This window comes from Paractinoplanes deccanensis, assembly GCF_016862115.1.
GTDB lineage: Bacteria > Actinomycetota > Actinomycetes > Mycobacteriales > Micromonosporaceae > Actinoplanes > Actinoplanes deccanensis.
Map to the genome: position 1 here is coordinate 1 of NZ_BOMI01000041.1, position 26,018 is coordinate 26,018.

Here is a 26,018-nt window from a genome sequence, read left to right on the forward strand (position 1 = left end):
GGCGCTCGCGCCGGCGCCCTCGTTCGTGTATTTCGGCTCGCCTGCGCCGATGCGGACGCCCCGCTCGCCGGGTCGCGGTCGCCGGTTCGGCATGCCCGAGGCGTGCAGGGCGCCGATGACCGCGCCGATGCGGCCCATGTGGGCGTCGAGGGCGTCGACCGCTTCGACCAGCCGGTCGGCGAGCGGCTGGTCGAGCGAGATCGACCGCAGCTGAGAGAGCACGTTCGCCGGATCGAGCGCCCGCGCGATGCAGGCCTGAAGCAGCGCGTCCTTGTCGTCGAAGACCCGGAAGATCGTCGCCTCACCGATGCCCGCGGCCCGGGCGATCTGAGCGGTGGTCACTGCCGCCCCATGCTCGGCGACGAGCGGGAGGGCGGCACTGACGATCGCGTCCCGCCGTTGTTCTGGCGTCATCCCCGGCGCACGTCGCCGGGTGGAAGGAGGAGGTGTCATGCCATCCACCCTACGGAGTGAGTGCTCACTCCGTCAATGAGAGCCGTTGATGAAGGGGTGGCCGCCCTCCGGGCGAGCCCAGAAGGGCGGATACGGGGAAGGGGCAGATAGGCGCAGACCCCGGGCACAGTTGCGACAGCGTGGGCGGGCGCCGTAGGGGCGAGATTGGGCGCAGACGCGTCAGCGCAACCGGGCGCGCAAGGGGCGGAGTGCCCGCAGACACGTCAGCGCAGCCGGGCGCGCAAGGGGCGGAGTGCACGCAGACACGTCAGCGCAGGCGACCACCGCAAGGGACGGAGTGCACGCAGGCACTGCGCGCCAGGTGGGCGCAGCACAGGCCGACGCGGGCACGGAACGCGGGCGGGCGAGCCGGCGCAGCCAGCAGTCGCGCCTTCAGGGGTCGGAACTGTGCGGAAGGGGGGACTTGAACCCCCACGCCCTTTCGGGCACGGGCACCTAAAACCCGCGCGGCTGCCTATTTCGCCACTCCCGCTCGGGCCGGTCCGCGGATGCTGGGCCGGCACGCTCAAGAGAGTTTAGACGGTCCGGGCTCCGACCAGGGCACCCGTTCTTCCGGCCTTGACCGATAGTGAGATCATCTTTATGTTCGTCGGCATGGCTAAGGCTATGCGTGAACCCACCTTCTGGATCCTGACGGCGCTCGCTCAGCAAGCCCGGCACGGCTACGGCATCATGCAGGCGGCCGCGGCGCTCTCCGAGGGGCGGGTCACGTTGCAGGCGGGGACGCTCTACGCGGCGCTCGACCGGCTGCACGCCGAGGGGCTGATCGAGGTCGATCACGACGAAAAGGTGGACGGTCGCGACCGCCGCTACTACCGCCTCACGGTCGGCGGGGTCGCCGCGCTCAACGCCGAGGTCGACCGGCTCGCGCAGAACGCGCGCACGGCCGGCCGGCAGCTGGCGGCCCGCGCGCCGCAGGCCCGCCCCGACCTGGGCCCGGCGACCGCATGAGCAGCGACGGCGACAAGAGCCACGCAGACAACCGGCACACCGACAGCGGCAGCAACGCCGGCAACGCCGGCAACGACAACGACAGCAGCCACGCCGACGAGCGGCACACCGACAACGGCAGCAACGGTGGCAGCGGCACTAGCAGCGAGCGCGCCGCCACCGGTACCGACACCGGCAGCGCGCGGGCCACGGGCGGCGGCGACGCCCGGAGCCGGCTTGGTGGGCGGTATCGGGTGCTTCTGCGGGCCTACCCGAAGGGGCGGCGGCGGGAGGAACTGCTCGACACGCTTCTCGAAGCGGCGCCCGGCGGACGGCGGCGGCCCACCGGGCGGGAGGCGGTCAACCTGATCCGGCATGGGCTTCGGGCTCGGCTCGGGCGGCCGGGCAGCCGGGGTGTGGTCGTGCTCGCCTCGATGGTCGCGCTGATCGCGGGTTTTCTGGGCGCGGCCGTCGCCTCCCGGGTGGCCTGGGAGTTCGTGCCGGGCTACCCGAGCGGGGCGGGCCTCACCGCCATCAGCGGGACGCTCTTTCCGGGGGTGCCGGCGACCGCCGAGCGGGACGCCGACGGGCTGTTTCACGACCTGGGCGAGCCGAGCACCGCCTTCTCGCCCCGTGACGAGGACTTCGCGTTCGCGACGGTGATCCTCTCTCCGGAGAAGTTCTTCCTGCGGGGCGACTACCGATCCTGGACGGCCGCCGCGCAGGATCGGCTGGTCGCCGCGGGGTGGCAGGTGGAGGACGCGGCCGTCACCGGGCCGACGCTGATCGCCACCGGGGAGCTCGACGACACCGGGCGGTCCTTCAGCGCGACGCGCGGCGGGCTCGCCCTGACGGTCGAGTCCATGACGGACGTCGTCGACACACCGGCCGGGTCCTTCTACGCCACCGCGAGGCTCGACCGGCTCACGCCCGGCTACGTCACCGCGGCCACCCTGGCCGGCCTGGCTGCCGGGGCGCTGATCGGCTGGCTGATCACCGGCTGGGCCAGCCGCCGCACAGAAACGATCACCGTGTGGACCGGCCACGGCACCGAGACGATCACCGACTGGACCGGCCACGGCACAAAAAGCCGCAGCACAAAGACCCGCAGCACAAAAAGCCGCAGCACCCAAAGCCGCCGCACCGGGATCGCCCCGGTCGCGCTCGTCCCGGCCGTGTTCGCCCTGGTGCTGCTCGTCCCCCAGGCAGCGCTCGGGTTGCTGATCTTCGGCACGCAGGCGTTCGCCGACAGCCCTCCGGTGCAGCCGTTCTGGGCGCTCACCATGACGTACGGCTATGGCTGCACTGTCCTCGGCGCGGCGCTGTCTCTCGTGTCGCTCGGCGCGGCGGCTCTCGGGCGGCGGGCCGCCCACGATCCCCCGGTCGAGGTGCCGCGATGATGGTGGCATGGGAATCGAGTTCGTCGTGGATCCGCCGCTCACCGATCATCTGAGGGAGCGCGCCGTCGCCCTCTGGGTCGACGTCACCAACGCCGGCGGCGCGGTCGGCTTCGTCGCGCCGGTCGGCCCCGATGACGTACGCCCGGTGGCCGAGGCGGCGTTCGAGGGTGTGGCGGACGGCCCGGACCGGCTGCTGGCCGGCTTCGACGGTGACGAGCTGGTGGCGCTGCTCTTCGTGGTGGACAACCGCTTCGCGCTCAAGCGCCACTGGCGCGTGCTCAAGCGGGTCATGGTGACCCCGAAGAGCCAGGGCCGCGGCTACGGTGCCGCCCTGATGCGGGAGGCGGAGGCGCTGGGCCGCCGGATGGGGCTGGAGGCGCTCCAGGTCACCGTGCGGGGCGGCCTGGGCACCGAGCGGTTCTACGAGCGGCTCGGCTATCGCGAGGTCGGCCGCGTCCCGGGCGCCCTGCGGCTGGCACCGGGTGACGACCGCGACGAGATTTACATGTGGCTCGGCCTCTGAACGACGACGCCGGTCATCCGCACTTCGCCTGTGTGCCGGCGGCCAGGTCCACGGCGGCCTGCGCGGCCGGCGTGGTGGCGGTGGCGCCGGCGGCGGCTTCGGCTGCCGCCGACTCCAGCAGGCCGGTCAGCGGCGCGGCCGAGGCCGACGGAGACGGCTTCGGGGCGGCCGGAGCCGCGGCCGAGGAGGACGCGGACGGCTTCGGGGTGGCCTTCTTCTTCGGCGCCGGCGTGGCCGTGGCGCTCTCCGGCTTCTTGGCCACGCTGCCGCCCGTCAGCTTGGCGCTGGTCTGCTGGGTCTTGCCCACGGCGAGCTTGATGTTCGGCACCGTCACCGAGTTGCCGTAGATGTCCGTGATTTTGATTTTGAACGGGCCGGTGCCCGCCCCGCTCGGCAGCGTCCAGTAGTTGAAGTCCTCGTGCGTCGCCGAGCGGAACGTCCCGCCCGATCCGGCGATCTTCACCGAGGCCAACTGGTTCGCGTGGTTGTCGATCAGCACACTCAGCCAGTACCGCGACGAGCCTTCCTTCACCCGTACGGAGATCGGCCCCGGCACCGCCGCGTTCGGCACCGCCTTGTAGGTGATCGGGATGATGCCGTCGGACTGCACGCCGATCTTCTTGAATGCCGTGAGGCTCAGGTCGAGGTGCCCGGCGGGGCATTCGGGGCACGAGTCGATGACCTTGACCCGCGTCTTGCCCTTGGGGCCGGTGACGTCGATGTACGTGCCGCAGGCCGCGCCCGCCGAGTACTGGTTCGACTGCCCGAGCGCCACGAACAGATCGTCCGCGGGTGGCGACGGGAACGAGCAGTTGCCGATCGTGCCGTCGAGCGAGAAGTACGTCGCCTTGCCCTTGCTCGCGGTCGTCGAGGGCGGTGCCGCGCACGCGGCGCCGCTGTTCTGGACGACGAGGGCCACACCGAGGGCGGCGGCGAGGACGGCCGCGCCTCCGGCGGCGAGCCAACGGGGCTTGAGCAGGCGGGATCCGGTCACGCTGTCCGACCCTGCACGCCACGCGGGGGCCGCGGCAACTTTCCTAAGACACTCCTAAGGCTGCGGTGGCCCGCTTCACCCGTACGGCTGGAGCACTTCCACCGGATCACCCACCGCAATGGACACATGCGACATGTCGGGAATCAGGTTGATGGCGAAGAGCAGCCCGTCGTCGAAGCGGCGCCGCTTGCCCAGCAGGCGTAGCGGCTCCCGGCCCTTCTCCCCCGTCTCCTGGTCGATCGTGGTCACCACGCAGCGCGAGCACGACTTCGCCGCACGGAACGTCACGTCGCCGATCCGCAACCGCCGGCCGAGCCACTCGTCCTCCGCCCACGCCGGCGCGCCACCGACCACCAGGTTGGGCCGGAACCGCGTGATCGGCACCGGCTCCTCCCCGCTCTCGGCCAGCCAGTCGTTGACCGCGGAGAGCGACCCCTCGTTGGCGAGCAGCACCGGGAAGCCGTCGGCGAAGCTGACCCGGTCGTCCGGCAGCGCGTGGGTCGCGATCCGCCGCCCCGCCGGGTCCCGCTGCCACACCAGGCGCGCGTCGCGGCCCAGGAAGGCGCTGCTCCACTCCTTCTCGGCCACCCGCGCGGGGGCCGGGTCCTTGTGCCGGAAGACGCGCACGAGCTCCTCGGCACCGTCGACCGGCTCGTCCACGTCCAGCTCGGGCAGGCCCGGCGCGCTCAGCACCAGGCCGCCCGCGCGCGGGCGTACCGCCAATTGGGTGAGCAGCGGCGAGTCACGCTGCGTGATGCCGACGCCCTCGGCGTCGACCATCAGCCACCGGCGGTCGCCGGCGAGACCCCACGGTTCCACCCGCGCCACGTCGTGCTCGATCCGGTGACAACCCTTGACGGGGTACGTGTACAGGGCCGTGATGCGCATGCCCCCAGCTTGTCACGCGCGCTCTACGAGGCCTCCCAGCAGCGGGTGTACAGCTCCGGGACGCGGAACATCGAGCGCGCGCCGTCGCCGGTGTCGCGCACCACCCGTTCGAGGAAACCGAGCCGCTCCAGCAGGCGCACCTGCTCGCTGACCGGGCCCTCGGACGGCTCGAAGAGGCCCTCGACCTCGGCGAGGCTGAACAGGGTGCGCTTGCCGGCCCGGCAGTTGAGGACGAACGACGAGGCCACCTTGAAGTCGTTGACGACCTCGGAGAAGCTGAGCTCCGACACCTCGGTCATGGCGCGCGAGATCGCCGCCGCCGAGAAGAGCGGGAGCGACGTGACCTTCTCGCGCGGCCGCGCCGCGTATTCGCGCGCCAGGTAGAGCAGGAGCACGGCCAGGCGCGGTGACACGTCGCCGTTGCCGTTGCGTACGGAATCGGAAAGCCACCTGTCGATCGGGCGCCCCTCCACCTCGGCGGGGAAGAGCACGCCCAGCGCCGGCCGCGTCTCGAAGCCGCCGCCCGGCAGCCGCAGCCGCTCGGCGACCCAGCCCAGCGGCTCGTTGACCAGCACCCGGCGCACCAGAACCTGGAGCCAGTCCTCCTCCGACCAGTCGAGCACCAGCCGCCGCGACACCAGCTTGTTCTTCTCCTGGATGTCGTAGAGCTCGAAGAGGTCGGTGCGCAGGAACACCACCAGGTCGATGCCGTCGAGCAGGCTGACCCGGCCCTCCACCTGCAACAGCCCCTGCACGACGGCCTCCTGGCGCGTGCGGTCGTACTTGTAGAGCTCGTCGATCCGGTCGAAGAGCACGACGGCCCGGCGCTTCTCGGACCGCAGGATCTTGTCGGTGACGGCGAGGAACGACTCGACGTCGACCGTGCTGATCGTGGGGGTGGCGCCGCTCGGCAGCTCGGCCTCCAGGTTGACCGGGCCGACCGCGAACCGCAGGGTGGTGCCGCCGAAGGGCCTGGCCATCGCGCGCAGGGCCCGCTTGGTGCGGCCCATCGGCCTGGTGGGCAGTCCCACGGCCGCACGCAGCTCCGCGCCCTCCTGGAGCAGCTTGCGCGGCGCGTCCTCGGGCAGGGCGGCGGCCACCACGGCGGCGACCACCACCAGCCAGGCCGCGCGCAGCGTGTCGGCGTCGTGCGTGTCGGCGCCCGCGATGCGCTGGAGCAGGTCGCTCGGGTTGGCGACCGGCAGCACCTCGACGTCGTCGCGGTAGGCGGAGAGCTTGTGGAAGATCGCGCTCTTGCCGGCGCCCCGGTCGCCGACGACGATCGAGCGGCGCTGGGAGAGGATCGACCCGACGTTCTGCCAGAGCACGAAGCTCTCCTCCAGCAGGTCGTCCCGTTCCGCGTCCTCGGCGCCGAACCGCAGCTCGGCCAGCTCGAACGGATGCTCGCGCAGGCGCCGCGACAGGATGATGTCGCGGATCAGCGGGTGCGGGAACGAGACGGTGCCGGCCGCCCGGTCGTAGCGCAGCAGATCGCCGACCTCGGCGTGGTTGCCGTTGCGCACGGTGACGTGGCCGAGCGCCACCCGCTCGAGCAGGGCCCGCGCCCGCGCCGGGTCGGGCGAGCTCGCGACCGCGCCGTCCACCCACCGCTCCAGCAGCGCCCGCAGCTCGTCGAGCGGCGCCGACTCCATGACCGACAACGCGAGCGGCAGCCCGCTCAACGGGATCTCCGCCGACGACACGAGCCGGCGCAGCACGATCGTCGCCTCCTCGCGGGTGAACGGGGTGAGCGTGAACGCGGAGAACTGCTCCAGCCCGCCCGCCACCGGCGGCCGGGAACTGACCACGAAGGACCATCGCGGCAGCGCGCGGCTGAGCTCGTCGATCGCGGACGCCGTACCCGCCGGGTCGATGGCCTCGTCGAGCCCGTCGAAGAGCAGCACCGGCCGCTCGAGCCGCCCGCCCGCACCGTCCAGGATCTCGATCGTCTCGGTCACCGGCGGCGCGCCGGACGACGACTGCAGCGTCCGCCTGCTGCTGCCGCCGGCCACCACCTCGACGGCCCGCGCGCCCACCTCCCCCGGCTGCCGCACGTCCCGCAGATCCACGTGGAAGACGGCACGCCCCTGCCGCCGCAGGTCATCGCCGAGCATGCGCACGAGCACGGTCTTTCCCGACCCGGCGACGCCCAGCAGCAGCACGCCCGCCGACCGTCCCTTCTCGAGATCGGCAAGGATCGCGGCAAGCTCACGACGGCGAATGGGTAACGGCTCGGTCACCCCGCACACGGTAGCCGCCCTCCACTATGGTGTCCGGCCGCTCCGGGTGGCGAGCGAATGGCTCGCAACCGCGCACTATTTCGGCGGGCTCGGGTCTGGCATCCTCCGTCCGGCAAAAAGGACCGCACCAAAAAGGATCAAGGAAAGCCGTCTTCCCCTCCGGTCGGGACGTCCCTATTCTGTCCTGTTCGGCCGCGCCAGCCTCGAACGGGAGAGCCGTGAACGACTATCTGCGACAACTGGTGAACGATTCTCACAACTTCCGATTTCTCGCCGAGACAAACGATTCTCTCGCCCGGTCCGCGGCCGCGGCGGAGGAGCTGGCGGGCAAGGTCCCTTTCATCGCGCTCGCGCTGACCCGGGTCTTCGCCGAACGGCTGACCAAGGAGCTCCTGCGCCGGTCCGGCCGCCGGGACCAGCACATCGAGCTGAAGTCCGGCATCAATCAGCTGGCCGCGGCGCACATCATTCCGCGGCAGATCACGAGCGGGCTCCATGATCTCCGCACCAAGGGAAACGCCGCCCTGCACGACATGGCGGGCGACTCCGAGACGGCACGGTCCGCCGTCGAACGGTGTTTCGATATCGGTGTCTGGTGGCACCAATTCAACACCGGCGAGCGCGTGACACACGCCTTCACACCGCGGGCGGAACGGGAGACCGCCGTCAATGCCCTGCTGGAAAGCATTCAGGCCGAATTCGCCGGCCTCCGGAGCCTGATCGAGAACTCCTCCCGGGCCGGCATCCGCATCAGCCCGGCCGGTCCCCGCGAATGGGCCGGCGGCTCCCACGTGAGCTGCGCCGGCGTCACCTACCTGGTGCACGATCACGGCACGCGCATAACCGGCACCGACCACGCCTGGACCCTCACCCGCGCCGACGCGCACTCGCTGGACCGGCGCGAGCTGCCCGTACGCCTCGTCGGTCTCACCGGCTCGAAGCCCGCCTCGATCGCCGACGGCCTCCGGGCCCAGGCCGATGTCCTCGCGGCCGGCGGCCGCGGAGACCGCCTGCCCAAGCTCGCCGGCAGGCAGCGCTTCGTCCTCGCCACCGAAAGACTCAGGGGGCCCACCTGGACGCAGATGTTCGGCCCGGGCCCCCTGCCGCTCGACCCGTTCGTCGTTCCCCGGGCGCTCGGCGCGCTCGCCGAGGTCGCCGGCGCGCTCACGGACCTGCACCGGGCCGGCACCGCGCATCGCCTGCTCGGCGGCGACGAGATCGTGCTGCCCGAGCGCGGCCGCGGCGCGCGCGCCCGCGACCTGGGCCTGGCCTGGTTGCCCCGGCTTCCGGGCGAGGCGGGCGCCTATGCCGCTCCCGAGCAGCGACAGCTCGCCCGCGGCAGCCTCGGCCCTCCGGCCGACGTCTTCCAGCTCGCCGCGCTGTTGCTGCACACCTGCACCGGTGTCGCGCCCGTCGCCGGACGCGCGTTCCCGCTGCGGACCTACCACCCCGCGCTGCCCGCCGAGCTCGACGAGATCCTGGCGCGGGCCCTCGATCCGGACCCGGCCCGCCGGCCGAGCGTGGACGCCTTCGCCGCCGTGCTGCGGTCGAGCCGCGAGGCGATGCTGCGGGGAGCGACCGCGTGACCGCCCGCCCCGTCGCCCTCGCCGGGCCGATCCCGCTCGTTCTCTCGGACAGATTCCTCCGCGACATCGGTAACCAGCCCACGCCGTTCCTCGCGGAGATCGATCTGCTCGTCCGGCAGGGCGGCCTCCCGGTGACGCTGGAGACCACGCGCCAGGGCCTGCGGATGGCGATCCACGCCGCGCACCGGGTCGCCTGGCTCTTCCCCAGCGGCAAGAACGACGCCCTGCACCTGCACAAGGCCGCACCCCGGCGCTTCAAGGACGAGGACCGGCTGCTCGCGGGCGCGCTCCTGCTCCGATGCGATCAGGGATTTCGGGCCTACCCGGACCTGCGCTCGGTCGGTCAGGCGATCGCCGCGCGCAACCTGTCCGGCGCCGCCATCGACGTCGCCGCGCTGTGGGAGGCCTGGCGCGCCGTGACCGAGCCCGCCGCTCCGGCCGTCGTGGCACCGCCCCGGCACGCGCGGTATCTCGACCTCCTGACCATGATGATCGACGCCGGTCACCGCATCGAGACCGAGAAGCACGCGGCCCTGGCGCCGCTGCACTACGAGTCGGTCGCCCCGTACCGGGACCGCCGGTACTCCGCGCGTGGCCTCTACCGCTTCCGCCTCACGGCGGCCGGCGATCCGGCCAAGGACAAGGTGATCTGCCTGGGCGATCGGCCCGACCTCCGCGGCCGGGTGATCGCGGTGGAGGGCCGCGACGTCGCGGTCCGGTTCGAGCCGGGCACCGACTTCGACCAGATCAAGGGCCAGGGCACTCTGCGGATCCTGCTGGGTGATCGCGTCTTCCGCGCACAGCGCGACGCGGTCGGGCAGCTACGGCGGGGCGCGGCGCTCAACCCGCACCTGCTCGACAACCTCGCCGGCGCGCGGTTCGCGCCCTACCGGCCGGCCGCCGAGCAGCCGCCGATCCCCCTGGACCCCGGCGACCAGACGGAAGCGTTCCAGCGAGCGCTGGAGGTCCCCGACCTGCTCTGTGTGCTGGGACCGCCCGGCACAGGCAAGACCAGGACCATCACAGCAGTGGTACGCGCGTGCGCCGCGCGCGGGCAGCGGGTGCTCGTCACGTCGCACACCCACACGGCGGTCGACAACGTCCTGCAAGACCTGCCGCCGGACCTCAACGTCGTGCGGATCGGCAACGAGGACAAGATGAGCGACAGGGTCAAGGCGCTGTCGGCGGAGAGCCGGGTGGAGGCCGTACGGCGGGAGATCCTGGCCGACTCGGCCCAGCTCGACGCCCTCACCGAGGTGTGCCGGCAGCGTCCGGTCATCGATCACACGCTGACCGGCATGGGCGCCGCCGTCGACCGCGCCCGCTCGGCTCGGCACGAGCTGGGCCGGATCGACGCCGCGACGGCCGTCGCCGTCGACCAGGTCACCGCACCGCTCCGGGCGGCGCTCGACGAGGCCGGGCGCGCCGTCGGCCGCTACCGGCTCTGGGCGGAGCAGTACGAGGCCGCCGCGGCCGGAGCCGCCGAACGGCTCCGAACCGCCCGGGCCGCCGCGGCGAACGGCGGACCGCTGGCCCTCCTGCACAAATGGCACGCCCGCCGGTTGGCCGGGCGCGTGGCCCGTCACGAACGGGACCTCGCCGAGACACGTGCCGGGCTGACCCGGGCGGAGGCGGAGCGGGACACGGTCGCCGCCCGGGCACGGGCGATGGTCGCGGACGACCCGCGGATCACCGAGCTGACGGGCGCTCGCGCCGCGGCCGAGCGGACCGCCGCCGGCGCCTGGGCGGAGCTCGCCCGGGCCGACGAGCTGGTCCGCTCCGTGCTGCGGACCGTGGTCGACGTTCCCGCGGTCCCCGCGTCGGCGATCGAGCCGTGGGTGGACCATCACCGGTGGTGCGTGGACACCGTGGCGATGCTCGACCGGCGCCGGGAGCTGCTCCGCCAGTGGCGCTCGCGGATCGGTGACGTGAGCGTCCGGCTCGAGCACGAGATCGCCCGCTACGCCCAGGTCGTCGGGGCGACCTGCATCGGCACCGACACGTCGGCCCTCATCGCCGACCTGGAGTTCGATCTGGCCATCGTGGACGAGGCCGGCCAGATCTCCACGCCGAACCTGCTGGTGCCGCTCGTGCGGTCACGCCGGGCGATGCTCGTCGGCGACGACCGGCAACTGCCGCCCTATCTGGAGGACGAGGTCGATCGGTGGGCCGCCGGGCTCACCACCGGCGCCGAGCTGGGCCCGGCGGAGGTGCCGGTGGTCGCCGGCATGCTGAGGAAGAGCGGATTCGAGCTGCTCTTCCCGCGCGCCGGCCGGGCCAACGCGGTCTGGCTGCGAACCCAGCGCCGGATGCCCGCGGCCGTCGCCGACTTCGTCTCCACGACCTTCTACGAGGGCAAGCTCCGCACCGAGCATCCCGGGGTGACGGCCGGCCCGGTCTTCACGTCGCCGTTCGCGATGGTCGACACGTCCCGCCGCCCGTCGGCCGCCCGCGCCGAGACCGACATGGGCCGCACGACCGGCGGCACCGAGCACGGATACCGCAACAGGCTGGAGGCATCGCTCATCGCCGACCTGGTCGGCGCGCTCCGCCGGCACCACCGCGACTGGGCGGTCATCGTGCCCTTCAACGCCCAGAAGGACCTGGTGATCCGGCGCCTCGAGGAGAGGCTGGGCGCCGCGCCCGAGATCGCGCGGAGCGTGGGCACTGTCGACTCCTTCCAGGGCGGCGAGCGCGACCTCATCGTCTTCGGATTCACCCGCAGCAATCCCGGCGGCCGGATCGGCTTCCTCAGGGAGCTGCGCCGGTTCAACGTGGCGATCACCCGGGCCCGCCGGCAACTCGTCCTGGTGGGCGACCTGCGCACGTTGCGCGGCACGTCCGACACCGCGTTCCGCGAGGTCATGCGCTCCCTCACCGATCACCTCGGCGAGTGCGGCGACCTGCGATCGGCCGACGAGGTGTCCGCCGCGCTCCGCGCCCTGCGGAAGGCGGAGTCGTGAGGCGCCCGATCTATCCCGCGTCCCGGGCGATCGAGCACGCCGCCACGCTGCCCGGCGTCCGGCCGCTGCGGCTCTTCCCGATGCTGTGGCCGCTGTGGCAGGTCGAGGTGAGCGCCGACGTCCACGACAAGCAGTCCTTCGAGCTGATCGACCACTTCATCGTGCGCGCGATCGAGGAGGGCGCCGTCCGCGCGCCCGCCGGGCTGGCCGCCTTCCTCGGCCTGCCGCTCCCGCTGGTGGAGCGCTGCCTCGCCTTCCTGGGCACGATCGAGCACGTCACCACCGGGCCGGCCGGGCTCGAGCTGACCCCGCTCGGCATGCGGTCGGTGCGGGAGAACGTCCGGTACGTCCCGTCGACGAGCCGGCTGACCCTGCTGGTCGACAGGCACACCGGGCGGCCGTTCCCCCGGCCCTACTACGACCGCAACGTGCCGATCCTGGACACGCCCGAGATCGACGACGGCCGGCCGGCCGACCGGACCGGGTTCGCCCGGTTGTTCACCGCGGCCCCGTACAACCCGGAGGTCGTGACCTGGCTGGAGAACCGTCCCGACCGGGCGGACTACAACCTGCCCGGCGAGTTCGGCAACCTGCGCCAGCTCGGCCACCGCCCCGGATACCTGCCCAGCTATCTCATCGAGACCGCCGGCCACGGGCTGCTCGCCTACACCGCCGTGGGCGAACGCCGCGACGAGTTCCTGGAGCAGGTGTGCGCCGAGACAGCGGCGGGGCACCGCATCGAGGCCACCGGCTTGCGCGACCCGGAGCAGATCTGGCGCGGGTGGCTCGCCCGGTCGAAGTGGTACGGGGCGGGCGAGCTCGAGAACGACGACGGCCTCTGGCGGGTGGTGCTCGGCGGGCCGGCGTTCGGCGAGCACCCGCTGATCCCGTACACCCGGATCGGCACGTACCAGCTGCACGACCACCACTTCCTGCGGATCTGGTGCGACGACGAGGCGGCCCGCCGGCGCGCGCTGCTGGACCGCGCCCTGGGCATCGCGACGCTGCCCGAGGTGGCCGGCCTCGACGACCTGCACGCACGCTGCCGCGACCTGGCCGCGAGCCTCCAGGTCCCGGAGGTCTCCATCGCCGGCCTCCGCCGCCACGCCCGAGCCACGGGGGACCCGCGCCATGCGGCCCGACTCGACGAACTGACCCGAGGAGACGAGAGATGACACCTATCGGAGATCACGACGGCTCGGCTGACGAGTGGCCCGAGGACGATGACCGCCTGGACCTGCCCGACTATCAGGACTATCAGGACTACGACTACGGGCAGGACCCGTCGGCCCAGGATGAGATGGACGACATGGGCGATGCGATCGAGGTCCGGGACTATGCGGATCACTGGGAGCGGTGGGACCAGTGGGATGCGGAGGCCGGGTCGATGACCTCCGCATCCGGCCGGTTACGGCGCCGCGCGAACTCGCGGTCCGACGCCCTCGGGCGGCAGGTGCGCCGCGCCGTGCGCAGGATGGCCCGCTGAGAGGCGAGCGACGAGCGGCGCCGTCACCGGGGTGTGAGCCTGACCCGGCGCAGCAGCTGGGCGTTCAGCGCCACGACGATCGTGGACGCCGACATGAGCACCGCGCCGATCGCCGGGCTCAGGGTGAGGCCGGCCCAGGCGAGCACGCCGGCGGCGAGGGGGATGGCGATGACGTTGTAGCCGGCGGCCCACGCCAGGTTCTGGATCATCTTGCGGTAGGTGGCTCGGGAGAGCCGGATGACGCCGGTGACGGCGCGCGGGTCGGAGGAGGCGAGGACGACTCCGGCGGACTCGATCGCCACGTCGGTGCCGGCGCCGATGGCCAGGCCGACGTCGGCGCGGGCCAGCGCGGGGGCGTCGTTGACGCCGTCGCCGACCATGGCGACGGTCAGGCCGCGGGCCTGGAGGCCGGCGACCGCGCGGTCCTTGTCGGCGGGCAGCACCTCGGCGAAGACCTCGTCGGTGCCGGCGACGAAGCCGAGGTCCGCCGCGACCGCCTCGGCCACGGGCCGGGCGTCGCCGGTGATCATGACGATCTTCTTGACGCCCTGCTCGCGCAGTTGCGCGATGGCCTGCCGGGCTTCGGGGCGCACCTCGTCCTCCAGCGCGAACGCGCCGATCACCGCCGGCTCGCCCGAGATCCGGATGACGTGCAGGACGGCGGCGCCGCGCCGGGACCAGCCTTCGGTCGCGTGTGCCAGGCCGGCCGGTGCCGTGACGCCGAGCTCGCGCAGCAGCGAGGGGCCGCCGATCGCGTACGTGATGCCGTCCACTGTCGCCTGGACGCCGCGGCCGGTGAGCGACCGGAAGTCCCGCGCCGTCGCCCGCAGGTCGCGGCCGTGGGCGACGGCCACGATCGCACGGGCCAGCGGGTGCTCGCTGTCGGCCTCGACGGCCCCGCCGATGCGCAGCAGGTCGTCCTCGCCGATGCCGGCGGTGGTGGCGATGCCGGTGACGGTGTGCGCGCCCTTGGTCAGGGTGCCGGTCTTGTCGAAGAGCACCGCGTCGACCGTGCGCATGCGCTCCAGGGCGAGGCGGTCCTTGACGAGGATGCCGGCCTTGGCGGACACGGCCGTGGAGAGCGCGATCACCAGCGGGATGGCGAGGCCGAGCGCGTGCGGGCAGGCGATGACCAGGACCGTCACGGTGCGCACCACGGACTGCTCGACGTCGCCGAGCGCCCACCAGGCGACGAAGGTGATCGCGGCGGCGGCCGTGGCGACGTAGAAGAGCATCGCGGCGAAGCGGTCGGCGAGCACCTGGGCGCGGCCGCCGGCCGCCTGGGCCTGCGCCACCAGTCGGCCGATGCCGGCCAGGGCGGTGTTCTCGCCGACGGCGTCGACGCGCACCCGGATCGCGGAGTCGGTGGAGACGGTGCCGGCCACGACCCGGTCGCCGGCGCCGCGGGTCACCGGCCGCGACTCCCCGGTGATCATGGATTCGTCGAGGTCGGCGGAGCCGTCGACGATGCGGCCGTCGGCGGGCACGCGGCCGCCGGAGCGGACGAGGACGGTGTCGCCGACCCGCAGGTCCGACACCGGCACCGGCTGGACGTCGCCGTTGCCGGCGATCCGTTCGGCCTCGTCCGGCAGCAGCGCCGCCAGCGCGGCGAGGGCGCCCTGCGCCTGGCCGATCGCCTTCATCTCCTGCCAGTGGCCGAGCAGCATGATCGTCACGAGCGCGGCCAGCTCCCACCAGAAGTCCAGGTCGAACAGGCCGAAGCTGGTGAGGATCGAGGCCGTGTAGGCGACGGTGATCGCCATCGCGATCAGCAGCATCATGCCGGGCGCCCGGTCACGCACCTCACGGACGGCGCCGACGAGGAACGGCCAGCCGCCGTAGAAGAAGACAAAGGTGCCGAGGACCGGCCCCACCGCGCCGATGCCGGGGAAGTCGAGCGTGTAGCCGAACCAGTCCATCACCATCTCGCTGGTGACGACGATCGGCACGGTCAAAGCCAGGCTCAGCCAGAACTTGCGGCGGAACGCCTCGGGGTCGTGGCCGGCGTGCTTGTCGTGACCGCCGTGGGCGCCATGACCGCCGTGCGGCCCGGTGTGCATCACGGCCGTCGCCGGCCCACCGCCCGCATGGTCGTGCGTGGTCTCTCCGTTTCCCATCGTGACCACCTCCACGAGCCAGTATATACCCCCTGGGGGTATCCGGCGAAGTGTGAGACGCCTCCAACCGGTCAGGAGCCGGCTAAGGGACGGTGACGGTGGTGACGTACGGCTCGCGCATCGGCACGCCCGCCGGTCCGGTGCTGCTCACGCCGGTCACCGTCACCGTGTACGAGCCCGGCGCCAAGGTCGCCGACGGCGTCCACAGCAGCGTTCCCGGGGTGGGCTCGCCGGCCGCACCCGCCACCGGGCCGGAGGGGCCGGTGACCGTGACCGATCCGCTGTAGTCGGCGCGGGCGGGCTGGATGTCGCGCTGGAAGCGGACCGTCACCGCCGAGCCGGCGGCCGAGGCGGAGACGACCAGCGGGTCGCGCCAGTACTGGATCGCCAGGTGGGTGTCCGGCACGCCGGGGTCGTCCCACGCCGTGGAGGTGTCGTCTACCAGCATCGTGCGGGTGATGCCGCCGTCGACGGTGACGCTGCGGTTGTTCGTGCCGGTGATCGAGCCCCACTCCTCGACGGTCTCCCAGGAGCCGCGGGTGTACTTGTACTGGATGTCGGTGCCGTCGGGGACGGTGATCGTGGCTTCCCCGATGCCGTTGCCGCGGTCGGTCATGGCCGGCTTGCCGGGGTCCCACGGGCCGAGCTCGGCGATGTTGCCGGGCAGGTACAGGGTCGCGCCCGGCGGGGTGCCGGGCGGCGCCAGCACGCGGCACGGGCGAGAAGATGACGGCCCGACATGACGTCCTCCCGGCGAAGTCACGCTGCCGTGAGCCTTTCGCCGGTCGCTCCCGTCCGTCAACGGCCTTTAATCCATAAATATGGATGGATTCGTCAGCCGATGCCCATCGCGCGCTGCGAGTTCACCTGCCGGGTCTGCGCGGGCAACGTGAACAGGTCGATGAGGCAGCCGATCCCGAAGAACCCGCCGAACGTGAACAGCCACAGCAGCCCGCGGCCGGTCTTGCCCAGGTAGAAGTGGTGCGCCCCGAAACCACCCAGGAAGATCAGGAACAGGTACGCGATGCCGACCTCCTTGGGCGGCAGCGCCGGGCGCGCGGGGTAACCCATGGGCGGCACGCCGGGATAGCCCTGCGCCGGCATCGGGTATCCCGGCGCCTGCGGCTGGACGGGGTAGGCGGGCGCCTGCGCCGGAACAGGCAGCCCTGGCTGCTGCGCCGGATAGGCCGGCGCCACGTAACCGGAGCCCGGGGCCGGGTGCCCGGAGGTCGGGGCCGGGTAGCCCGAGGGGTCGGCCGGGTAGGCGGAGGGCTGGGCCGGATAACCCGAGGCCGGGTAGCCGGAGGGCTGGGCCGAGTAGGGCGATGACGGGTCGGTCACGGTGAAGCCTCTCCTCGCGGACATGAAGGATGTCGCCCGCGCAAAACGCCCGGGGACGTGGACGCTATGCGATCAAGAACACCGGGTGAAGGCACACAAGACGATCATGGACGAACGGCCGGACGAGCCATCCGTTCATCGGCTCACCCTGACGACCCGTCCGGCCGCCGAGTCCCGCCCATAGAACAGCTCGCATGGCTAGGTTGAGCGCATGCGCCTGGCATTTCTCGACGACAGCGAGCAGACCGATCCGATCCGGGAAGGGCTCGGGCACCTGCGGGCGCTGGGCACTGTGATCTTCCCCGAGGCGCAGGTCGCCGGGTACGCGGACGACCTGGCCGGCATCCGCGCGGAGATCGGCATCCCGGCCGGAGAAGAGATCAAGTGGAAGCCCGCGAAGGGCTCGTTCCTGGCCAGGGCGGGCGGTGAGGCCGTTACGGCACTGCGCCGCCGGATGCTGGAGGCGGCCATCGCCCGGGAAGCCCGCTCGATCGTCGTCATCATCGATCACAGTGCCGTGTACACCAGCCGCGGCGCGGCCGAGGTCGGCCAGGAACTGCTCAAGTGGCTCTTCGAACGCCTCTCGATGCACCTGTCCGATCACGGCGACCTGGGAATCGTGGTGGCGGACAAGCCGGGTGGCGGGTCCAAGGAGGAGAAGAAGTGGCTGGCCGACACCCTGCGGCTGACAAATGATGGGACCGAGTACGTACCACCCGGACAAGTGGTGCTGCCGATCGTCACCGCCGATTCTCAGCACGTACCCCACTTGCAGCTGGCCGACCTGATCACGGCCGCGACGACGGCAGCGATCGCCGGCCGGAAGTCGGCTCTCGATCTGGGACCGCTGTTGGCCAAGCTGATGCACCGCCACCGGCTGGACGCGGTCAACGGCGCCGGGCTCGTGCTTTTCCCCGAGAAGTACAACCTGCTCTTCTGGTGCTTCGGGGAGACCAGCTGGGCGAAGCCGTCAGCACAAACCGGCTGGGCATTACCGCACCCGGATTGGGCGTATGGCACCAGTGACGGCCTCGCTCCCTAGACCGTGCCCTAGCGCTCTGAAAGTTTTTATGCATAAGGTGCGGGAGTGAATGAAGGAGCGGCCACCCTCTTCAACGGCGCGCGCCTCACCCCGACGCAGCGGCGGATCGCGCACTGCCTGGTCGAGCGGTCGGTGACGGCGGCCTCGTTGTCGGCGGCCGAGGTGGCGGAGCTGGCGGGCGTGAGCCAGCCGTCGGTGACGCGGTTCGCGATGGCCCTGGGCTACTCGGGTTATCCGGCGCTGCGGCGGGCCCTGCGTGATCTGGTGGGCGGGACGGCGGACGACGGCGCCGAGGACAACGCGATGCAGCGGGCGATCAAGGCCGAGGCGGAGCATCTTCAGCGGCTCCGGGAGCAGCTGGGGACGCTCGACGACGTACAGAGGGCCGCTGATCTGCTTGTCGCCAGTCGGCCGTTGCCCGTGCTCGGACTGCGGGCGGCCGCCCCGTTGGCGGGATATTTCGGCTATTTCGCCGCCAAGGTGCACCCGGACGTGCGGGTCTGGGACACCGGAGGCACCTCGCTGCTCGATCGGCTCGATCAGGCGAAGGTGGCGGGCGCCGGTGCGATGCTGGCGCTGGTGCTGCCGCGCTATCCGCGTGAGTCGCTCGACGTGGTCAGAGAGGCCAAGGGCATGGGGTACGCGGTGGTCGCGATCACCGACTCGGCGGTGAGCCCGGTCGCCGAGCACGCGGACGTCGTGTTGCCGGCGGCGGTCGGCACGCGGCTCGTGTTCGACCTGCACACCGGGCCGATGGCGATGGCGATGGTGCTGCTTCAGGCGATGTGTGACGCGGATCCGGAGCCGGTGCAGCGCCGGCTCGAGGAGTTCGAGGCGGCCGCGGCGCGGCGGCAACTGTTCCAAGGGTGAGGGGAAGATCGATGACGGAGATCCGGGCGCCGCGCGGTACGGCGTACACGGCGCAGGGCTGGCCGCAGGAGGCCGCCAAGCGCATGTTGATGAACAACCTCGACCCGGACGTGGCCGAGAGGCCCGAGGACCTTGTCGTGTACGGCGGCACGGGGCGGGCCGCGCGGGACTGGCCCTCGTTCCACGCGATCGTGCGCGAGCTCGACGAGCTGAAGGGCGACGAGACGCTGCTCGTGCAGTCGGGGCGGCCGGTCGGTGTCTTCCGGACGCACGAGTGGGCGCCGCGCGTGCTGATCGCCAACTCCAACCTCGTGGGCGACTGGGCGACCTGGCCCGAGTTCCGCCGGCTCGAGAAGCTGGGCCTGACCATGTACGGGCAGATGACCGCCGGCTCGTGGATCTACATCGGCACGCAGGGCATCCTCCAGGGCACGTACGAGACGTTCGCCGCGGTGGCCGCCAAGCGCTTCAACGGCGACCTGGCCGGCACCCTGACGCTGACCGCGGGCTGCGGCGGCATGGGCGGCGCGCAGCCGCTCGCGGTGACCATGAACGGCGGCGTCTGCCTGATCGTCGACGTGGACCGCTCGCGGCTGGAGCGCCGGGTGCAGACCCGCTACCTGGACGAGATCGCCGACGACCTGGACGACGCCGTCAGCCGCGCTCTCGCCGCCAAGCGGGACAGAAAGGCGGTCAGCATCGGCGTCGTCGGCAACGCGGCCGTCGTCTTCCCCGAGCTGCTGGTCAAGGGCGTCGAGATCGACATCGTCACCGACCAGACCAGCGCGCACGACCCGCTGAGCTATCTGCCCGTGGGCGTGGATCTCGGCGACGCCCAGGAGTACGCGGCGGCCAAGCCCGAGGAGTTCACCGACCGGGCCCGCGCGAGCATGGCGCGGCACGTGGCGGCGATGGTCGGCTTCCAGGACAACGGCGCCGAGGTCTTCGACTACGGCAACAGCATCCGGGGCGAGGCCAAGCTCGGCGGGTACGATCGCGCGTTCGACTTCCCGGGCTTCGTGCCCGCGTACATCCGCCCCCTGTTCGCCGAGGGCAAGGGCCCGTTCCGCTGGGCCGCGCTCTCCGGCGACCCGGCCGACATCGCGAAGACCGACAAGGCGATCCTCGACCTCTTCCCCGCCAACGAGCCGCTGGCCCGCTGGATCCGGATGGCCGGCGAGCGGGTGGCGTTCCAGGGCCTGCCGGCCCGCATCTGCTGGCTGGGGTACGGCGAGCGCGACCTCGCGGGTGTCCGGTTCAACGACATGGTCGCGCGCGGCGAGCTGAGCGCGCCCATCGTGATCGGGCGGGACCACCTCGACTCCGGGTCGGTCGCCTCCCCGTACCGCGAGACCGAGGCCATGCTCGACGGCTCGGACGCCATCGCCGACTGGCCCCTGCTGAACGCCATGGTCAACACGGCGAGCGGGGCGAGCTGGGTCTCGATCCACCACGGCGGCGGCGTGGGCATCGGCAGGTCGATCCACGCCGGCCAGGTCTGTGTGGCCGACGGCACGGCTTTGGCCGGTCAGAAGATCGAACGGGTCCTGACCAACGATCCTGGGATGGGCGTCATCCGGCACGTGGACGCCGGATACGAGTCGCAGGCCGCCGACGAGGTGCACATCCCGATGAGAGAGAAACAGTGAGCGCTACTTTCGCCGAGCTCTGGAACGAGATCGCGCCGATCGGCCGGGTGGCCAACGGCTACGAGCGGTACGCCCTGCACGAGCCGGAGCTCGTGCTGCGCGACTGGTTCCGCAACCAGGCGGCCCGCCGCGACATGCCGGTGACCGACGACGGCAACGGCAACCTGTTCGCCTGGTGGGGCGGCCAGTGGGGGCACGACGCCGTGCTGACCGGCTCGCACTTCGACTCGGTGCCGCACGGCGGCGGGTACGACGGGCCGCTCGGCATCGTCAGCGGCTTCCTCGCCGTCGACGAGCTGCGCCGGCGCGGCCACGTGCCGCGCCGCCCGATCGCCGTGGTGGCCTTCGTCGACGAGGAGGGCGGCCGGTTCGGGCTGCCGTGCCTCGGGTCGCGGCTGCTCACCGGCGCGATCGAGCCGGAGACCGCGGCCGCGCTGACCGACCGCGAGGGCATCACCTTCGGCGAGGCGCTCGGCGCCACCCCGGCGGGCCGGCTGCCGGGGCTGACCAGCCGCATCGGCGCGCTGATCGAGCTGCACATCGAGCAGGGCCGGGCCTTGGAGGTGCCGGTCGGGGTGGCGAGCGCGATCTGGCCGCACGGCCGCTGGCGGTTCGACTTCACCGGGCACGGCGACCACGCGGGCACGACGCGCATGGCGGACCGGCGCGACCCGATGCTGACCTTCGCGTACACGGTGCTGGCGGCGAACAAGGAGGCCCGGCTGGCGGGCGCGCACGCGACGATGGCCCGGGTCGAGGCCGAGCCGAACGCCACGAACGCGATCCCGTCGCTGGTGCGCGGCTGGCTGGACGCCCGCGCGGCCGAGACGGGCACGCTCGACACGCTGGTCGAGGCGGTGATCAAGCGGGCGCACGACCGGGCGGCGCGCGACGGTGTCGAGGTGTCGGTGACGAACGAGTCGTTCAGCGCGGAGGTGTCCTTCGAGACGTCGCTGGCCGAGCGCATCTCGGACCTGCTGGGCAACGCGCCGATCCTGCCGACGGGCGCCGGGCACGACGCGGGCGTGCTGTCCGCGCACGTGCCGACGGCGATGCTCTTCGTGCGCAACCCGACCGGGGTGTCGCACTCGCCGGCCGAGCACGCCGAGGAGGCGGACTGCGTCGAGGGGATCCAGTCGCTGGCCCGGGTCCTGCTGGACCTGACATGACGGTCTATCACGCTTCGTACGCCTGGATCGGCGGCGACCTTGTGCGAGACGTTCGCATCGAGGTGGCCGACGGGCGATTTACTTCGCTTGATTCGGACAAAACGCCCGATATGAAGCTTCCGGGGCTCGTCCTGCCGGGCTTCGCCAACAGCCACTCGCACGCGTTCCACAGGGCCCTGCGAGGCCGTACGCACGGTGACGGCGGCAGCTTCTGGACCTGGCGCGACACGATGTACGCGGTCGCGGCGCGCCTGGACCCGTCCTCCTATCTCGCGCTGGCCCGAGCGGTGTACGCCGAGATGGCGCTCGCCGGCATCACGGCGGTCGGCGAGTTCCACTACCTGCACCACGCCCCCGACGGCACGCCCTACGCCGACCCCAACGCCATGGGCCACGCGCTGATCACCGCGGCGGCCGAGGCCGGCATCCGGATCACGCTGCTCGACACGCTCTACCTGACGGCGGGCGTCGACGGCGCTCCCCTGGAGGGCGTCCAGCGCCGCTTCGGCGACGGCGACTTCGACGGCTGGGCCGCGCGGGTGGCTGAGCTCTCCGCCGCCCCGCACGCCCGGATCGGTGCGGCAGTCCATTCGGTACGGGCGGTGCCCGCACCCGCGATCAGCGAGATGGCCGCGTGGGCGCGCGGCGCGGGAGCCGGGCCGTGGACCGGCCGCGGGGCGGTGCCCGGGCACGGTGCGGGAGCCGGGCCGTGGGCCGGCGGCGGGGCGGTGCCGTGGGCCGGCGGCGGGGCGGTGCCCGGGCACGGTGCGGGAGGCGCGTCGTGGGCCGGCGGGCGGCCGGTTCACGTACATCTGTCGGAGCAGCCCGGTGAGAACGAGCAGTGCCGAGCGGTTCACGGCTGCACGCCGACGGAGTTGCTGGAGCGCCACGGCCTGCTCGGGCCGGGCACGACGGCCGTGCACGCCACCCACCTCACCGGCAGCGACGTCAAGGCGCTCGGCCGCAGCGGCACCGGGGTGTGCCTCTGCCCCACCACCGAACGTGACCTGGCCGACGGCATCGGGCCGGCCGGCGAGCTGGCGGCGCACGGCTCGCCGCTGAGCCTCGGCAGCGACGGGCACGCGGTGATCGACATGTTCGAGGAGATCCGCGGCCTCGAGATGAACGAGCGCGTCTCCCGGCTGCGTCGCGGCCGGTTCTCCCCCGCCGAGCTGCTGGGGGCGGCGACCGCGCACACGGCGCTGGGCTGGGACGACGCCGGCGCCATCGCGGTGGGCAACCGGGCCGACCTGGTCTGCGTGCGCCTCGACAGCGTCCGCACCGCCGGCGCCGACCCGGCGCAGGCGTTCTTCGGGGCGACCGCGGCCGACGTGACCCACGTGATGGCCGACGGCCGCATGATCGTCGCCGACGGCCGGCACGTGAGCGTGGACGTGCCGGCGGCTCTCACGACGGCCGTCGCCGCCCTCCTCCCCTCGGCGCCGTCCTCTGCCGGGGCCGCGCCGTTCGGGGGCACGCCGCTCGGGGGCACGTCGCTCGGTGACGCGCCGCTCCGGGACGCGCCGCTCCAGGACGCGCCGCTCCAGGACGCGCCGCTCCAGGACGCGCCGCTCCAGGACGCGCCGCTCCAGGACGCGCCGCTCCGGGACGCGCCGCTCGGGGGCACGCCGCTCGGGGGCACGCCGTGAGCCTGGTGATCGACAACGTCGGGGAGCTGGTCACCAACGACGAGGGTGACGGGCTGCTCGGGCTGCGGCGCGACATGGCCGTGGTGGTGGAGGGCGACCGGATCGCCTGGATCGGCCCGCGCGGCGAGGCGCCGGCGGCCGACGAGCGGATCGACGCGGACGGCGGCGCGGTGCTGCCGGGCTTCGTCGACAGTCACGCGCACCTGATCTTCGCGGGCGACCGGGCCGAGGAGTTCGGCGCGCGGATGGCCGGCTCCCCGTACACGGGAGGTGGCATCAGGACGACGGTGGCCGCCACCCGCGCGGCGAGCGACGACGAGCTGCTGCGCAACGCCGCGCGCCTGGTGGCCGAGGCGCGGCGGCAGGGCACGACCACCATCGAGATCAAGAGCGGGTACGGGCTGTCCGTCGCCGACGAGGCGCGCTCGCTGCGGCTGGCGCGCACGCTGACCGCGGAGACCACGTTCCTCGGTGCCCATGTGGTGCCGGCCGGGCACGATGCGGACGACTACGTGGCCCTCGTGCGCGGCGAGATGATGGACGCCTGTGCCCCGTACAGCAAATGGGTCGACGTCTTTTGTGATCGCGGCGCGTTCGACGGGGATCAGGCGCGCGCGATCCTGACCGCGGGCGCCGAGCGCGGCCTGTCGCTGCGGGTGCACGCGAACCAGCTGGCCGAGGGGCCGGGCGTGCGGCTCGCGGTGGAGCTGGGCGCGGCGAGCGCCGACCACTGCACCCACCTGAGCGACGCCGACGTGGCAGCCCTCGCCGGCTCGGACACGGTGGCCACGCTGCTGCCGGGTGCCGAGTTCTCGACCCGTTCGCCCTATCCCGACGCGCGGCGGCTGATCGACGCGGGTGTCCGCGTCGCGCTCGCCACCGACTGCAACCCCGGATCGTCGTACACGAGCTCGATGCCGTTCTGCATCGCCCTGGCCGTGCGTGACATGCGCATGACCCCGGCGGAGGCGGTGCACGCGGCCACGGCCGGCGGTGCGCTCGCCCTGCGCCGCGACGACGTGGGCCGGCTGCGCCCCGGCGCGAAGGCCGACCTGACGGTGCTCGACGCGCCGTCCCACCTGCACCTGGCCTACCGGCCGGGCGTACCCCTGATCAAGACCGTTCTGCACGACGGAGTGCCGCAATGACCGTCATCGTCCAGCCCACCGGCGTCACCCCCGCCGACGTCCTCGCCGTGGCACGCCACGACGCGCGCGTCACGATCGCCCCGTCCACCGTCGAGGCGATGGCCACGAGCCGCGCCATCGTCGACCGGATCGAGGCTTCCGGCCGCCCCGTCTACGGCGTGTCGACCGGCTTCGGCGCGCTCGCCAACACCCGCATCGAGCCGGCCCGGCGCGCCGAGCTCCAGCACGCGCTGATCCGCTCGCACGCGGCCGGGGTCGGCGCGCCGATGCCGCGCGAGGTCGTGCGGGCCATGATGCTGCTGCGCCTGCGCTCGCTGGCGCTGGGCCGTTCGGGTGTCCGGCCGGCGCTCGCGCAGGGGCTCGCCGACCTGCTCAACCACGACATCACGCCGTGGGTGCCGGAGCACGGCTCGCTGGGCGCGTCGGGCGACCTGGCGCCGCTGGCGCACTGCGCGATCGTGCTGCTCGGCGAGGGCTGGGTGATCGGCAAGGACGGCGCCCGCATGTCGGCGGCGGAGGCGCTGCACACGGCGGGCCTGCGGCCCCTGGAGCTGGCGGCGAAGGAGGGCCTGGCGCTGATCAATGGCACGGACGGCATGCTCGGCATGCTGCTGCTGGCCATCGAGGACGCCGAGCACCTGTTCGCGATCGCGGACGTGACGGCGGCCCTGGCGATCGAGGCGATGCTCGGCTCGGAGCGCCCGTTCCTGCCGGAGCTGCACGAGATCCGCCCGCATCCGGGTCAGACGGCGTCGGCCGCGAACATCCTCAAGCTCCTCCAGCAGTCGGCGATCATGGACTCGCACCGGGACGACCTGGCCCACGCGGTGCAGGACGCCTACTCGATGCGCTGCGCGCCGCAGGTGGCGGGCGCGGCCCGGGACACCCTCGACTTCGTCCGGTCGGTGGCCGCCCGCGAGCTGGTCTCGGTCGTGGACAACCCGGTGGTGCTGCCCGACGGCCGGGTCGAGTCGACGGGCAACTTCCACGGCGCCCCGCTGGGTTTCGCCGCCGACTTCCTGGCCATCGCCGCCGCCGAGGTGGGCGCGATCGCCGAGCGCCGCGTCGACCGCCTGCTCGACGTGACCCGCTCCCGCGACCTGCCCCCGTTCCTCTCCCCCGACGCGGGCGTCAACTCCGGCCTGATGATCGCCCAGTACACGGCCGCCGGCATCGTCGCGGAGAACCGGCGCCTCGCCGCCCCCGCCTCGGTCGACTCGCTCCCCACGAGCGGCATGCAGGAGGACCACGTCTCGATGGGCTGGGCCGCCGCGAAGAAGCTCCGCACGGTCCTCGACAACCTGACCAGCCTGCTCGCCGTCGAGCTGCTCTCCGCCGTCCGGGGCCTCCAGCTGCGCCACCCGCTGACCCCGTCACCCGCCGGCCGCGCCGCCGTGGCCGCCCTGGCCCCGGCCGCCGGCTCCCCGGGCCCCGACCTCTTCCTGGCCCCGGTCATGGAGCAGGCCCGCGCGGTGGTAGCCGGCCGAGCCCTCCGCGAGGAGATCGAGAAGAGCACCGGCCCGCTGCTGTAACCGGCCCGCGCGAACGC

General features: G+C 72.7%; 21 protein-coding genes and 1 tRNA gene. 14 read left to right on the plus strand and 8 right to left on the minus strand.

Annotation, left to right across the window (positions count from 1 at the left end; all coding sequences use genetic code 11):
• Both Ade02nite_RS12340 and Ade02nite_RS12345 read right to left on the minus strand, forming a co-directional pair.
• Nucleotides 1-414: TetR/AcrR family transcriptional regulator (locus Ade02nite_RS12340; RefSeq protein ID WP_239168712.1), on the minus strand; the 414-nt coding region annotated here is incomplete at its 3' end.
• Nucleotides 415-862: 448 nt separating this feature from the next.
• A tRNA-Leu gene (locus tag Ade02nite_RS12345) sits at nt 863-946 on the minus strand.
• Nucleotides 947-1,068: 122 nt separating this feature from the next.
• Here Ade02nite_RS12345 and Ade02nite_RS12350 point away from each other — a divergent pair.
• From Ade02nite_RS12350 to Ade02nite_RS12360, 3 genes are read left to right on the plus strand one after another with little or no spacing between them, the layout of a single operon-like run.
• On the plus strand, nt 1,069-1,425 hold the full coding sequence (locus Ade02nite_RS12350) for a PadR family transcriptional regulator (protein ID WP_203761748.1): 357 nt from the start codon (nt 1,069-1,071) through the stop codon (nt 1,423-1,425).
• On the plus strand, nt 1,422-2,804 hold the full coding sequence (locus Ade02nite_RS12355) for a hypothetical protein (RefSeq protein WP_203761749.1): 1,383 nt from the start codon (nt 1,422-1,424) through the stop codon (nt 2,802-2,804). The genes Ade02nite_RS12350 and Ade02nite_RS12355 overlap by 4 nt, the downstream gene beginning before the upstream one ends.
• 7 nt (nt 2,805-2,811) lie before the next feature.
• The gene (locus tag Ade02nite_RS12360) at nt 2,812-3,327 is read left to right on the plus strand and encodes a GNAT family N-acetyltransferase (protein WP_203761750.1); all 516 of its coding nucleotides are present in this window, start codon (nt 2,812-2,814) and stop codon (nt 3,325-3,327) included.
• Between the two features lie 13 nt (nt 3,328-3,340).
• On the opposite strand, the gene Ade02nite_RS12365 is transcribed toward Ade02nite_RS12360, so the two are convergent.
• The 3 genes from Ade02nite_RS12365 to Ade02nite_RS12375 form a co-directional block, all read right to left on the minus strand.
• Complete coding sequence (locus Ade02nite_RS12365) at nt 3,341-4,321, minus strand: expansin EXLX1 family cellulose-binding protein (protein WP_203761751.1); 981 nt, start codon at nt 4,319-4,321, stop codon at nt 3,341-3,343.
• 75 nt (nt 4,322-4,396) lie between these two features.
• The gene (locus Ade02nite_RS12370) at nt 4,397-5,209 is read right to left on the minus strand and encodes an MOSC domain-containing protein (RefSeq protein ID WP_203761752.1); all 813 of its coding nucleotides are present in this window, start codon (nt 5,207-5,209) and stop codon (nt 4,397-4,399) included.
• 23 nt (nt 5,210-5,232) lie between these two features.
• Nucleotides 5,233-7,449 carry a P-loop ATPase, Sll1717 family gene (locus Ade02nite_RS12375; RefSeq protein WP_203761753.1) on the minus strand — a complete coding sequence of 739 codons (2,217 nt, stop codon included), beginning with the start codon at nt 7,447-7,449 and terminating at the stop codon, nt 5,233-5,235.
• A gap of 218 nt (nt 7,450-7,667) precedes the next feature.
• Here Ade02nite_RS12375 and Ade02nite_RS12380 point away from each other — a divergent pair, with 218 nt between their 5' ends.
• The 4 genes from Ade02nite_RS12380 to Ade02nite_RS12395 are packed head-to-tail and all read left to right on the plus strand — an operon-like array spanning nt 7,668 to nt 13,484.
• Nucleotides 7,668-9,035 (plus strand): DUF4145 domain-containing protein, encoded by a 1,368-nt coding sequence (locus Ade02nite_RS12380; RefSeq protein WP_203761754.1) that lies wholly within the window; start codon nt 7,668-7,670, stop codon nt 9,033-9,035.
• On the plus strand, nt 9,032-11,998 hold the full coding sequence (locus Ade02nite_RS12385; protein ID WP_203761755.1) for a DEAD/DEAH box helicase: 2,967 nt from the start codon (nt 9,032-9,034) through the stop codon (nt 11,996-11,998). The genes Ade02nite_RS12380 and Ade02nite_RS12385 overlap by 4 nt, the downstream gene beginning before the upstream one ends.
• Complete coding sequence (locus Ade02nite_RS12390; RefSeq protein ID WP_203761756.1) at nt 11,995-13,173, plus strand: hypothetical protein; 1,179 nt, start codon at nt 11,995-11,997, stop codon at nt 13,171-13,173. The genes Ade02nite_RS12385 and Ade02nite_RS12390 overlap by 4 nt, the downstream gene beginning before the upstream one ends.
• Nucleotides 13,170-13,484 (plus strand): hypothetical protein, encoded by a 315-nt coding sequence (locus Ade02nite_RS12395; protein WP_203761757.1) that lies wholly within the window; start codon nt 13,170-13,172, stop codon nt 13,482-13,484. The genes Ade02nite_RS12390 and Ade02nite_RS12395 overlap by 4 nt, the downstream gene beginning before the upstream one ends.
• Before the next feature lie 23 nt (nt 13,485-13,507).
• Here the strand turns inward: Ade02nite_RS12395 and Ade02nite_RS12400 are convergent, their stop codons facing one another.
• From Ade02nite_RS12400 to Ade02nite_RS12410, 3 genes are all read right to left on the minus strand, one after another.
• Nucleotides 13,508-15,544 (minus strand): heavy metal translocating P-type ATPase, encoded by a 2,037-nt coding sequence (locus tag Ade02nite_RS12400; protein WP_203761779.1) that lies wholly within the window; start codon nt 15,542-15,544, stop codon nt 13,508-13,510.
• 139 nt (nt 15,545-15,683) lie between these two features.
• Nucleotides 15,684-16,310 carry a carbohydrate-binding module family 20 domain-containing protein gene (locus Ade02nite_RS12405; RefSeq protein ID WP_239168713.1) on the minus strand — a complete coding sequence of 209 codons (627 nt, stop codon included), beginning with the start codon at nt 16,308-16,310 and terminating at the stop codon, nt 15,684-15,686.
• Nucleotides 16,311-16,435: 125 nt separating this feature from the next.
• Entirely contained in the window at nt 16,436-16,942 is a 507-nt protein-coding gene (locus Ade02nite_RS12410) for a TM2 domain-containing protein (RefSeq protein ID WP_203761759.1), read from the minus strand.
• A 211-nt stretch (nt 16,943-17,153) separates the two neighbouring features.
• On the opposite strand from Ade02nite_RS12410, the gene Ade02nite_RS12415 reads away from it, so the two are divergent.
• The 7 genes from Ade02nite_RS12415 to hutH all read left to right on the plus strand — a co-directional run bounded on the left by Ade02nite_RS12415 (nt 17,154) and on the right by hutH (nt 26,001).
• A complete protein-coding gene (locus Ade02nite_RS12415; RefSeq protein WP_203761760.1) occupies nt 17,154-17,984 on the plus strand; it encodes a DUF3800 domain-containing protein in 831 nt (276 codons plus the stop codon).
• 45 nt (nt 17,985-18,029) lie between these two features.
• The gene (locus tag Ade02nite_RS12420; RefSeq protein WP_203761761.1) at nt 18,030-18,854 is read left to right on the plus strand and encodes a MurR/RpiR family transcriptional regulator; all 825 of its coding nucleotides are present in this window, start codon (nt 18,030-18,032) and stop codon (nt 18,852-18,854) included.
• Between the two features lie 11 nt (nt 18,855-18,865).
• Nucleotides 18,866-20,503 (plus strand): urocanate hydratase, encoded by a 1,638-nt coding sequence (hutU, locus tag Ade02nite_RS12425; protein WP_203761762.1) that lies wholly within the window; start codon nt 18,866-18,868, stop codon nt 20,501-20,503.
• Entirely contained in the window at nt 20,500-21,672 is a 1,173-nt protein-coding gene (locus Ade02nite_RS12430) for an allantoate amidohydrolase (protein WP_203761763.1), read from the plus strand. Before hutU ends, Ade02nite_RS12430 begins: the two co-directional genes overlap by 4 nt.
• 110 nt (nt 21,673-21,782) lie before the next feature.
• The gene (locus tag Ade02nite_RS49210) at nt 21,783-23,321 is read left to right on the plus strand and encodes a formimidoylglutamate deiminase (RefSeq protein WP_239168714.1); all 1,539 of its coding nucleotides are present in this window, start codon (nt 21,783-21,785) and stop codon (nt 23,319-23,321) included.
• Nucleotides 23,318-24,469, plus strand: a complete 1,152-nt coding sequence (gene hutI, locus Ade02nite_RS12445) for an imidazolonepropionase (protein WP_203761764.1) — start codon at nt 23,318-23,320, stop codon at nt 24,467-24,469. Before Ade02nite_RS49210 ends, hutI begins: the two co-directional genes overlap by 4 nt.
• Complete coding sequence (gene hutH / locus Ade02nite_RS12450) at nt 24,466-26,001, plus strand: histidine ammonia-lyase (RefSeq protein ID WP_203761765.1); 1,536 nt, start codon at nt 24,466-24,468, stop codon at nt 25,999-26,001. Before hutI ends, hutH begins: the two co-directional genes overlap by 4 nt.
• The last annotated feature ends 17 nt before the right edge of the window (nt 26,002-26,018 follow it).